The sequence below is a fragment of the Kitasatospora sp. NPDC056783 genome (genome assembly GCF_042789895.1).
Classification (GTDB): Bacteria; Actinomycetota; Actinomycetes; order Streptomycetales; family Streptomycetaceae; genus Kitasatospora.
On record NZ_JBHUAF010000014.1, the window covers coordinates 1 to 11,384 of the forward strand.

Genomic DNA, 11,384 nt, shown 5'->3' on the forward strand with positions numbered 1-11,384 from the left:
CGGCTGAGCCGCCCCGGAGGGCGGCCCAGCCGGTCGTCGGCCCAGCGGGGTCGGCGGCGGGTCTCAGCCCTTGCCGCCCGCCTTCAGCACCTGGGCCGCGGCCACGCCCGCCGCACTGAAGCCGTGGCCACCGCCCTCGACCTCGGCGGCGACGGCGAGGTCGTTGCGGTAGGCGATGAACCAGCTGTTGTTGGCCTGCCCGCCCGCCTCGACGGTGCCGGTCTTGGCGCCGATCTGGCCGGACAGGCCGGCCATCGGGGTGCGGGCGGTGCCCTGGGTGGCGGTCTTGGCCATCATGGCGCGCAGATCCCGGGCGACATCGGCGGGGAGCTTGGCGGGCGCCGTCACGCGCTTGGCGTCGTCGCGCAGCACGGGCTGGCGGAACGTGCCGTTCTGCACGGTGGCGGCGACCGAGGCCATCAGCAGCGAGTTGACCTGGATCTGGCCCTGGCCGATGTACTGGGCCGCGGCCTCGTCCTTGTTCCCGGGCGTCGGGACGGTGGCGTCCCGGCTCGGCATGCCGATGTGCCACTCCAGGCCGAGGCCGAACTGCTCGCGGGCCACCTTGCCGAGGGTACCGGGCTGGAGCTTCTCCAGGCCCTTGTCGATGAAGCCGGTGTTGCAGGAGTGGGAGAAGTCGTCGGCGAGCGTGTAGGACGGGAAGTCGCCGGGCTCGTCGTTGTGCCAGGCGCGCGGGGAGTTGGTGGTGGCCTTGCACGGCACCACGGTGTCCGGGCTCACCCCGGCCTCCAGCAGCGCGGCCGAGGTGATCACCTTCATCGTCGAGCCGGGCGCCTGGCCGCCCGCGACCGCCCGGTTGAACCCGCCCGAGTAGGCCATCGCCAGGATGTTGCCGGTGCTCGGCTGGATGGCGACCAGCGAGGCCGGATTGCCGTTCGCCGACTGCTGCTTGACCGCGTCCTCGGCCGCCTGCTGGAGGTCGGCGTCCAGGGTGAGCCTGACCTGCGGGGCGCTCGCCGGGGTCAGGACGAACAACTGCTCCGGCTCGGTGCCGGTGCCGCTCGCGCCGGAGAGCATCACGGCCCGGCCGGGGGCGGCTCCGGAGCCGTCCGGCGGGGTGATCTGGGGGAGGACGGCGCGCAGTGACGGGAAGGCGTCCAGCGGCCGGCCGTTGCGGTCGGCGGGCTTGAACGCGGCGTTGGGCAGTGCCTTCACCGTGATGGTCCGGCCCGGGGTGAGCTGGGGGTGGATCACGGACGGCTTCCAGCGCACCACCGGCCGCCCGTCCTCGGAGCGGGCGAAGGTCAGCACGCCGTCGTACTCCCAGGCGTCCGGGGTGCCCTCGAACTCCGCCTTCACCCGGAAGCCGAGGGCCGGCTCGCTCGGGCTGTCGCCCGGCGCGCGGCCCGTCCCGGTCAGGGTGAGCGAGCGGGGTCCCACCTGGTCGTGGAACGCCGTCAGCGCGGCCCGGGCGGTCTCCGGCCGGTCGGTGAGCCCGCCGGCGGCGGTGAGGTCGCCGCGGCCCCAGGCCGCCAGGAACTCCTTGGCCGCGGCCTCGGCCTGCTCCGCGGTCGGCGGGGACGTCTGCTTGACCTTCGCCGGGGTGTCGGAGGCCTGGTGGCCGCCGCCGGTGGAGGAACCGCCGTCCGACACGGCGCTCACCACGTTGTAGGCGCCGTAGCCGCCGACGGCCAGCAGTGCGGCGAACACCCCGCCCGCGGCCACCATCACGATCCGGCGCTTCGTGGACCGCTGCCGGGACCCGCCGTCGTCGTCCTCCTCCGGGTACGGGCCGTACTGGTCGTACCGGTCGTGCGCGGCGTCGTCGTCGGCGAGCTGGTCGAACCCCTCGTAGCCGTCGTGCCGGTCCTTCGGGTGCTCCTCGAACACGCTTCCATCCCCCCTGCGATCCTTCGTGTACTGCGGGCGCGCCCCCTCCGGCGCATCGGCCCGGGCTCGATGACCTTATGGAACACAGGTTCGAGCGCGGATCAGCCTATGCCGATCCGGGTGATCGGTCGACAGTGGGACCGGCCGACGTCACTGATGCGCGGCGGGCCCGGAAGGTTGCAAGCGACTATCGGGACAGGAGAGCGCCGCCGGGGCGAGCACCCCGCGCCGTCCCTTCCCGCTTCTCCCCGCCCCGCCCCCCGTCGCGGCGGGTGGCGCGGAACGCCTCAGCACAGCACCGCCGGTGCCGGCCCGTCCGGCCGCACGGTGATGCTGTACGCCGCCCCCGTGGGGCGCGACCGGAACACCGGCAGCCCCATCGGCAGCAGCAGCTCCAGCAGCGCCGTGGTCTCCCGCAGGGCGAACTGGGTGCCCAGGCAGGCGCGGGCGCCGAGGCCGAACGGGAAGTAGGCGCCGAGCTGCCCGGGCCGGTCCGCGCCGGGGGCGAAACGGGCCGGGTCGAAGCGTTCGGGGTCGGGCCACAGCGCCGGGTCGCGGTGGGTGAGGTACGGGCAGACCAGCACGTCCGTCCCGGCCGCGATCCGGTGTCCGGCGATCACGTCGTCCTCGACGGCGTGCCGGGGGAGCAGCCAGGCGGAGGGGTACAGCCGAAGCGTCTCGCCGACCAGTGCCTGCGGGTCGGCCGTCCGGGCCTCGGGGTGGCGGTCGAGCAGCAGGAAGAGCCAGGTGAGGGTGGTGGCCGTGGTCTCGTGCCCGGCGACGAGCAGGGTGACCAGCTCGTCGCGGATCAACCGGTCGGTGTACTCGGGGAACTGCTCGCCCGCCTCGACCAGGACCCGGAGCACCCCGGGCTCCTCGGCCGGGCCGGCCGAGCGCGCCGCGTCGATCGCCGCGTGGGCCACCGCGTCGATCCGGGCCAAGTCCCCGGCGACCGCGTCCCGGGCGTCCGCCGCGTTGCTGGGCAGTGTCGGCATGGCGGCCACCACCCGTTCCACCGAGCGGAGTTCGTGGTCGGTGTGCTCGTCCATCGGCAGCCCGGTGAGCGCCCGCCAGACGGTGTCCAGGGCGAAGCCGCGCATCTCCTCCGCGACGTCGAAGGTCTCCCCGGTGCGCCGGTACCCCTCCCAGCGCTCGGCGGTCCGGCGCGCCGCGGCGGCGATCCGCCGCTCGTAGCGGCGCATCCCGGTGCCGGTGAACTGCGATTGCAGCAGCCGCCGTTGGCGCTTCCAGGGATCTCCGGCGGCGGACAGCACGCCGTCCCCGACCAGCATCCGGGCGCGGTGCGAGCGCTTGACGTACCGGTCCGGGTGGTGGCCCAGGACGTGCTGCACGGCGGCCGGGTCGGTGACCAGCACGGTCGGCGTCGGGCCGAGCCGGAAGGCGGCGACGCCGCCGATGCCGCGCTGCGCCCGGGCCAGCAGGTCGACGAGCTCGGCCTCCTCGGCCCGCCACTGCTCGACGACCTCGGCGGCCAGCTCCGGTACCGGGCGGGTGTCGGTGCTCACGGGGTGCTTCCTTCCGGTCTCCTGACGGACCGTCCGACTCTATGCCAAGCGGGCCCGTTCCGGATTGCGCCGAACGGGGGACGGGCCGCGGCCCGGGAAGCGCGGCGGCCCGCCGCGCGGCACCGGCCCGGGTACCGTGCGGCGGGGCCGAGCGGCCCACGCTTCGCGGATGGGAGAACGCATGGCCGGGACCCGGCACTTCGGAGGCGGCAGGACCCGACGGGCGGCCCGGTGGCTGGCCGCCGCCCTGCTCGTCCCGGCCCTCGCGTCCTGCGGCGGCGGCTCCGGCAACAACGGCCAGAACGGCAATGGGCAGACCGCCGGCCCGGAGCCCAGCGACCAGCGGACCGAGGTTCGCGAGACCGAGGCGAGCTTCCAGGAAGCCGGCGCGGTGTCCGCCGCTGGGCGGGGCTGGGGCACGAGGGCCGTCGTCACCCTGAAGAGCTCCTCGCCCACCCCGGTCCAGGCCGTCGTCAGTGATGTCACCGACTGCGCGGCCGGTGCCGCGCCCGCCACCCCGAGCCAGGCCACGACGACCGTGTACGCCGGCCACAGCGAACCGCTGGTGTTCGCCCTCCCGACGACGAGCCCGAAGGGCCGGCCGATCTGCTACACGGTGACCATCGGAGGGGAGAGCCGGGAGCTCAAGGCCGTGGGAGGGGTCCTCGGTACGACCTCTCCCAGCCCGACCGCGCCCATGACCGGTGAGACCGGTCCGGGCACCGAACCGACGGGCCCCGGCGGGGGGACCGGCACCGAGAGCGGGAGCACCCACTGAGCCCTGCCGGGGAGGACCGGCCCGCCGCGGCGGAGCGGCCGTCCGACGCCGCGGAGCCGCTCGTCGCGGCCCCGTGGAGCGGGTGGATCACCACGCTCGCGCGCTGGATCGCCCCGACCACCTTCGTCACCGCGCTCCTCTTCTTCTTCGGCTACGCCTACGCCTACGCGTTCTACAGCTACTTCGGCCTCGACGCCGCGACGATCGGCTTCTCCACGCAGGAACTGCTCCTGCGCAGCTCCTCGGCGCTCTACCTGCCCGCCGGGGTCGTGCTCAGCGGGGTGCTGGTGGCCGCCCTGGTGTTCCTGCGTGTGTCCGGCGTCGCCCGCCGCGGCCCGGGGGCTTCCCGGGCGGTGCGTCTGGTGTGCGTCGCCGCCGTCCTGCCGGTGCTCGTGCTGCTGGTGCTCGGCCTGGCGGCGGGGTTCGAGGTCATCAACGCCGGCCCGATGGGAACTCCGCTGCTGATCGGTGGCGCACTGCTGCTCGCCCTCCTGGCGCGGCTGTTGTACGTGCGGGGGACCGGCGCGGCGTTCCCCGTGGCGGGGGAGCGAGTGGCGCTGGGCGTCACGGTGGCGATCCTCGCGCTGTGTGCGTACTGGGCGGTCGGCAGCTACGCCCAGCAGAAGGGGCGGGCCGACGCCGAAGAGCTCTCCCGCAACCTCGAGGTGCGGCCGGCCGTCATGCTCGACACTTCGGAGCCGCTCGCACTGGACTGGCCCGGGGTGCGGGAGACGCCGCTGCCGGCCGAGGGTGCCGGGACGCACTTCCGGTACCGCTACGAAGGCCTGCGGCTGTTGGCGCAGTCCGCCAACCGGATGTTCCTGATCCCGCGGCAATGGATCTGGGCCACCGGCAACGTGCTGGTCCTGCCGGTCGACGCCGGTGTCCGAGTGGCCTTCCACGCCGGCTGAGCGCCTGCCCCCGGACACGGCCGTGCCGCGGTCCGTCCCCCTCGACGGACCGCGGCGCGGCTGCTCATCGGGCGTCAGCGCGCCCCGGTCACACGCGCTGCCAGAGCGCCGGGACGTTCGGCGGCTCCCAGCCGACCTGGGCGGTGTGGCCCTGGAGGCACTGGTAGCTGACTCCGCTGTAGGTCACCACGTCGCCCGCCTGGTAGGTGGTGCCGGCGGTCCAGGTGCCACCGGGGTTGGTCGGGCCGCTGCCCACCACCAGGGAGAAACTGGTGCTGTGGGTGGCCGATCCGGTCCCGGTCAGGGTGATGTTGTAGGTGCCGGTGGCGGTCGAGGCGGAGGTGGCGACGGTGAGCGTCGCCGAGCCGCCGGACTGCACCGAGGACGGGCTGAAGGAGACCGTCACGCCGGCCGGGGCGCCGGAGGCGGTCAGGCCGACCGTCTGGGCCGAGCCGGAGGTGGTCGTGGTGGCGACCGTCGCGGTGGCGGTGTCACCGGGCTGGACGGTGGCGGTGGCCGGGTTCACCGAGAGGGAGAAGTCGTTGGCGGGCGTGGTGCCGCCGACCGAGGTCTTCCAGATGGTGTAGGCGACGCCGTCGGCGCTGCGGTTGAGCACCGTCGCGTCGATGTTGGCGGTGGTGTCGCAGGAGGAGTGGTAGCAGGAGTCGTAGGAACGGCCCGCCGTGCCGCCCCACTTGGCCGCCTGCGCCGAGGTCTTGGTGTCGCTGGCGCCGGCGGCGTAGCCCGAGGTCGGGATGCCGGCCTGCTGGAAGGAGTAGTCGTCCGAGCGGCCCTGGCCCTCGACGTTCTCCTCCGGCTTGAGGTTCAGCGAGTCCCAGTAGGCCTTCATCGGCGCGGAGGCGCTGGAGTTGATGTTGTTGATGAAGTAGCCGGCGTTGGTCGAGCCGATCATGTCGAAGTTGTAGTAGGCCTTGATCGCCGAGCGCTGGGCGGAGCCGAGCTGGCCGACGTAGGACTGCGAGCCCTGGAGGCCCTGCTCCTCACCGGTCCACCAGGCGAACCGGACGTGCCGGGTCAGGCTGGGGTTCTGCTGGGCGAGCACGAGCGCGTTCTCCAGCAGGGTGGCCGAGCCGGAGCCGTTGTCGTTGATGCCGGGGCCGGCCGAGACGCTGTCCAGGTGGGCGCCGAACATGGTGACCTGGTCGGACGGGCCGCCGGGCCAGTCGGCGATCAGGTTGTTGGACTGGTAGGTGCAGGAGGTGCAGGTCTGCTCGGTGACGGTGTAGCCGGCCGCCTGGAGCTTGCCCTTGATGTACGCCAGCGACTGGCTGTGTCCGGCGCCGCCCGCCCGGCGGTTGCCGCCGTTCTGGTTGGCGATGGTGTTCAGCTGGGCCAGGTGGGCCTGGACCTTGGCGACGTCGATGTCGGGCGCGGGCCCGTTGGGGTTGCCGCCGCCCCCGCCGACGGTCAGGCCGTACTGGGCGGTGTGGGTGGTGGCGCCGGCGGTGCCGGTGACGGTGATCTGGTACGTCCCGGCGGTGGCGGCAGAGGAGGCCGCGAGGGTCAGGGTGGCGGACGAACCGGCCTGCACCGACGAGGGGTTGAAGGTCGCGGTGACGCCCGACGGGAGGCCGGAGGCGGTCAGGCCGACGCTCTGCGCGGTGCCCGAGGTGACGGCGGTGCTCACCGTCGCCGTGGTGGAGGCGCCGGGCTGGACGGAGCCGGACGCCGGGCCGAGCGACAGCGAGAAGTCGCTGTTGCCGGACGGCGCGCAGGTCGGGTCACCGGTCTGGGCGGGCACGCTGACCGCGTCCCAGGCCGCCTTGGCGCGGTTGAAGAAGGTGCAGCTCGGGTCCAGGTTCTTGGCCGCCGTCAGGGTGGCGGTGCGGTACCGCTTGTAGGTCATGCCGCTGGTCTTGAGCAGCATGCCGCCGTAGAAGACCCGGCCGGCGTCCTTGATGCCGATGCCGGTGACCGAGGAACTGTTGCAGGTCGGGCTGGTGGGCTTGCCGCCGCCCGGGTTGGAGCCCTCGGCCAGCAGGTAGAACCAGTGGTTCAGCGGGCCGGCCGCCGCGTGCTCCTCGGTGTTCGGGATGGAGGCCGAGTAGCAGTTGGGGTTGTTGCTCACCAGCGAGGGGTTGTACATGTTGCGGATCGGGCCGTTGCCGACCAGGTTGATCATCTCGCCGACGGTGTAGTCCGGGCTGTCGTACGGCGCGGGCTCGTTGGCGTACGACTCGGTGAGCGCGCCCATGATGTCGCCGGTGGCCTCGCCCAGGCCGGCCTCGTTGTTGGCGCCGCCGGGGGTGTACTGGTCGATGCCGTGGCCGAACTCGTGGCCGACCACGTCGATCGCCGCGATCCACTTGTTGGCCTGGCTGTGGCCGATGGATATCGTGCTGCCGTCCCAGTAGGCGTTGACGTCGTTGAGGCCGACCTTGACCGGCCAGCTGCCGCCGTTGCCGTTGTGCCCGTTGCGACCCAGCCAGTCGCGGAGCATGTCCCATTCCTTCTGGGCCGCGAACATCGCGTCGCCGCAGCCGGTCTCCTTGCTGGTGGCGCTGCCGGTGCCCCAGGAGTCGGAGCTCTTGGAGAACACCTGGCCGGTGCTGTAGTCGGAACAGCTCAGGCCGGACCGGTTGGGGTCGCGCAGTGAGTACGAGCCGCCCGAGCCGGTGGTGCTGATGGTGACCGGGGCCGGGCCGTTCCACTCGCTGTTGATGGTGCCGGCGCGGACCTCGTCGTAGCGGTCGATCACCTCGCCGGTGGCCGCGTCCACGAAGACGTGCAGCCGGCTCGGGGCGCTGCCCCGGTGCCCGGTGAGCACGGTCTCCCAGGCGAGCCGGCCGCTGCCGCCGTCCTTGACCCGGACGACCAGGCGGCGGGACTCCACCGACTCCACGCCGGCCAGCTCGGTGCGGGCGGTCTTCTCCGCCTGCTCCGCGCTGACCTGCGGCTTCGTCGATCCGCCGACCGGGCCGGTGGCGGCCGACTGGAGGCCGCGGACCTTGCCCTGCCCGTCGGCGAGCACCACCGCGTCGCCGCCGACCACGGGCAGGCCGCGGTAGCTGCGCTCGTACGCGACGGAGTAGAGGCCGCCGACCCAGGGCGTGACGGCCTTGCGCTCGTACGTCTCGTCCGGGCCCTTGGCCAGCGCGTCCAGGCCGGCCGCGGCGGCGGCGTCGGCGGCGTTCACGGCGGCGGCCAGGGCGCTCGGCGGCGCCGGGGTGGGAGCGGGCGCGGCGGTGGCCGGCCCGGCGGTGGCGGCGATCATGCCGGCCAGCACGGTCAGGGTGGTCGCTGCGGTCAGCAACCGACCTGCGGAAACTCTGCGTTGCATCGAGGCTCCTCGCATGTGGGGGTCCTCGACCGCGGACGACACGGCTGGTGGCGCTCCGCAGGGCCGTGTCTGGGGGGACGGCCGTGCGGGCCGTCCGCGCTCGGGTGCCCGAACCCTCACATGGCGTCATGCTCGGGTCAATGGCCGGTGCGCGCGAGGCATAGGGTTGGCAAATTCCGTCAAGGCCGCGGGTCCGGATTCGCGTCAAGCTGGGGCTTCCTTCAAGTGGTTGAGACCACGTCATGTACGGGGTGGGTGGCCATCGAGTACCGTCCTCGTCATCGGAGTCGTCCGAATCACTGGAGTCGTCGCGTCGGCGGGCCCTGCGGACCGCCCGGGGACGACGCGCCCGGGAGGCAGCCGTGCAGCGGAACCGTGTGGCCCCGGCGGCAGGGGTTCCGGCACCGCCGACCGGCCGGGTGCGGGATGCCTGGCGGGAGTTCGGCGCCCGGCTGCGGCACTGGCGGCGCCGGGCCGGCCTCACCCAGGCCCAGCTCGGCGCCGGGATCGGCTACGACCACACCGCGGTCAGCAAGATCGAGCACGGCGCCCGCCGGGTCACCCCGAGGGTCGCCGACCGGATCGACGAGCTGCTCGGGGCCGGCGGCGAGTTGAGCGCCGCCTGCCTGCGCGCGGAGAACGCCGAACTGTGCGTCCTGGACGCCCTGTCGCCGGCGCTGCTCCAGCCCCCGCTGCCGGGCGCGGCACCGTTCGACGCGCCCGCCCCCGCCCCGGCGCCACTGCGGCTGCCCGACTACGGCCTGCTCTGCCCGCTGCACGGCGCCGAGGGCTGCGCGGTCCCCGGGCCCGCCGAGATCGCCGCGCTGCACGCGGAGTTCTGCGCCCCGAAGGCGCTCGACGACCCGTCCGCCGGGCGTCCGCTGGACGCCGCCACCGCGCACGCCCTGACCGGGCTGCTCGCCGCCCACCTGCGCTCCGGCGAGTCCGGCGACCGGCCGAGCCTGGCCGCCGCCGTCGAACGCACCCTGAACGCCGTGCTCGCCCGGCTCGCCGCCACCCCCGCCGCGCAGCGCGGACCGTTGGTGCGGCTGGCCGCCGAGCACGCCCACGCGGCCGGCGCCCTGCGGATGCAGGACGGCCGCAACGCCACCGCGATGGCCTGCTACGACCGCGCGCTCACCTGGGCCGGGCTGGCCGGGGACCAGGCCACCCAGGTCGGCACGCTCAGCGACATGAGCATCCTGGCCCGGCTGGACGGCGATCCGGTGGCCGCCCTCGGCTACGCCCGGGAGATCGACCGGGTCGCCCCGGACCGGCACTGGGCCGGCGCGATGGGCCGGATCAGCGGGGCCCGGGCGCACGCGCTGGCCGGGGACGTGCGGGCGACCGTCCGGCAGATCGGCCTGGCCCGGGCGCACCTGGACCACATCGGCGCGGACGACGAGCTCGACGTGCCCTGGCTCTCCATCGCCTCGATGCGGGTGCGGGTGGAGGCGGCGGCCGCCGCCGCGCTGCGTGACCTGGCCGCGGCCACCGACGATCCCCGGCTGGCCCGCCGGGCGCTGAGCGCGGCCGAGACCGCGCTCGCCCTGCTCGGCCCGGACCAACTGCCGTCCAGCCGCCTGCTCTTCACCGTCCGGGCGGCCGACTGCCACGCCTGTGCGCACGATCCCGGGTCGGCGGTCGCCCTGCTCGGCCCGGCCCTGGAGGCGACCGGGGCCACCGCCCTGCCCGCCCTCGTCGAGTACGAGCTGCGCGGGTTGCGCGACCGCCTCGCGGCGCACGCGCCCCGCGCCGCACACCGGTTGGCGGAGCCGGCCCGGTCCTGACCGGTGGTCGTCCGGGCCCCGGCGGCGACGGTCGCCCGGTTGGCCGGATCGGGAGCCGCGCAGAGCGGCGCAGTAGGGGCGCATACGGGCGCTCGGGCGGTGGAACGGCAGGCATCGCACTCCGTCAATTCCCGCTTGTTCTCGAAAATGCGCCCCCTTCGCGCCGTACAGACGTCAACTTCGTGCGCGTATAGTCCGCCGATCGGGTCATTCATGGATTTAACACGTCGAATGACTGTCACGGCGCGAGAGTCCCGCTAGAGTCTCTGACGTTTCCAGTCGTTGGTTCGCGAAGAACGGGGGGCGCGTGCTGTCAGCCATTGCCAGCCGGATCGCCCATCCGCTGCTGCTGCTGGGTGTGCTGTGCACCGCCGTCGCGACCCTGCGCTTCCACTGGGCGCCGGACCGGGTCTCCCCGCTCTTCCTGATCAGCGTGCTCGGATACCTGGCGGTCCTGGAGCGGGTGATCCCGTACCGGGCCGACTGGCATCCGAGCAGGCGTGAACTCGGCTGGTACAGCGTCTACTTCGTGCTGAGCATGGTGGGCGGCGCACTGGCTCAGGGGCTGGTGTCGGCGCTGGTGGAACTGCTCGGCACGGCCCACCCGGCGCTGCCGTTCGCGGTGGAGGTCCCGCTCGCGCTGCTGACCGGCTCGCTCGGCGACTACCTCGTGCACCGCTGGTCCCACCGCAACCGGTGGCTCTGGCGACTGCACGGAGTGCACCACGTCCCGGACAAGGTGAACGTCGCGAACAACGGCGTGAATCATTTCCTGGACGTGGCCGTCGCGCAGTCCGTGGTCCAACTGTCGCTGGCGCTCATCGGATTCTCTCCGGATTCAGTGTTCGTGGTCGGAATATTCGTCCTGGCTCAGGGGTATTTCGTCCACGCCAACATCGAAGTCCGAATCGGTCCGCTCGGCCACGTCCTGGCGGGCCCGGAACTCCACCGCCTGCACCACAGCACCGACCTCGCCGAAGCCGGCCACTACGCCTCCGACCTCTCGCTCTGGGACCACGTGTTCGGGAGCTTCACCTGGCGGCCGGGCAGAGTACCGAAGGCCGTCGGCCTCACCGACCCGGCCGCGTTCCCCGCCACCGGAGAGCTCGGCGCCACTCTTCTGCATCCCTGGCGCCGGCCGAGGACGACCGAACAGTCCGTCTGAACCCGGCCCGCGAGGCCGCCTCCACCTGCCCGTGCCCCCGGCGCCACGCCATCACCCTCGGA

Annotated in this window: 7 protein-coding genes; 4 read left to right on the forward strand and 3 right to left on the reverse strand. The window is 73.6% G+C overall.

What is annotated here, in order from left to right; all coding sequences use genetic code 11:
- Nucleotides 1–63: 63 nt before the first annotated feature.
- Together ACFRMQ_RS04380 and ACFRMQ_RS04385 are read right to left on the reverse strand one after the other, a co-directional pair.
- Entirely contained in the window at nt 64–1,851 is a 1,788-nt protein-coding gene (locus tag ACFRMQ_RS04380) for a penicillin-binding transpeptidase domain-containing protein (protein WP_380726778.1), read from the reverse strand.
- 287 nt (nt 1,852–2,138) lie between these two features.
- Nucleotides 2,139–3,377 (reverse strand): cytochrome P450, encoded by a 1,239-nt coding sequence (locus ACFRMQ_RS04385; RefSeq protein ID WP_380726780.1) that lies wholly within the window; start codon nt 3,375–3,377, stop codon nt 2,139–2,141.
- A gap of 169 nt (nt 3,378–3,546) precedes the next feature.
- Here ACFRMQ_RS04385 and ACFRMQ_RS04390 point away from each other — a divergent pair, with 169 nt between their 5' ends.
- Nucleotides 3,547–4,155: a hypothetical protein gene (locus ACFRMQ_RS04390; RefSeq protein ID WP_380726782.1), complete on the forward strand. Its 609-nt coding sequence runs from the start codon at nt 3,547–3,549 to the stop codon at nt 4,153–4,155.
- A gap of 269 nt (nt 4,156–4,424) precedes the next feature.
- Complete coding sequence (locus ACFRMQ_RS04395) at nt 4,425–5,066, forward strand: hypothetical protein (RefSeq protein WP_380726784.1); 642 nt, start codon at nt 4,425–4,427, stop codon at nt 5,064–5,066.
- Nucleotides 5,067–5,154: 88 nt separating this feature from the next.
- Here ACFRMQ_RS04395 and ACFRMQ_RS04400 read toward each other — a convergent pair whose 3' ends face one another.
- Entirely contained in the window at nt 5,155–8,367 is a 3,213-nt protein-coding gene (locus tag ACFRMQ_RS04400) for a M28 family peptidase (protein WP_380726786.1), read from the reverse strand.
- Nucleotides 8,368–8,729: 362 nt separating this feature from the next.
- On the opposite strand from ACFRMQ_RS04400, the gene ACFRMQ_RS04405 reads away from it, so the two are divergent.
- Nucleotides 8,730–10,157, forward strand: a complete 1,428-nt coding sequence (locus ACFRMQ_RS04405) for a helix-turn-helix domain-containing protein (protein WP_380726789.1) — start codon at nt 8,730–8,732, stop codon at nt 10,155–10,157.
- A 307-nt stretch (nt 10,158–10,464) separates the two neighbouring features.
- The gene (locus ACFRMQ_RS04410) at nt 10,465–11,322 is read left to right on the forward strand and encodes a sterol desaturase family protein (RefSeq protein WP_380726791.1); all 858 of its coding nucleotides are present in this window, start codon (nt 10,465–10,467) and stop codon (nt 11,320–11,322) included.
- Nucleotides 11,323–11,384: the final 62 nt, after the last annotated feature.

Excerpts from the sequence above, each read along its gene's own strand:
- ACFRMQ_RS04400 (WP_380726786.1), bottom strand. The coding sequence starts at position 8,367 with ATGCAACGCAGAGTTTCCGCAGGTCGGTTGCTGACCGCAGCGACCACC.
- ACFRMQ_RS04390 (WP_380726782.1), top strand. The coding sequence starts at position 3,547 with ATGGGAGAACGCATGGCCGGGACCCGGCACTTCGGAGGCGGCAGGACC.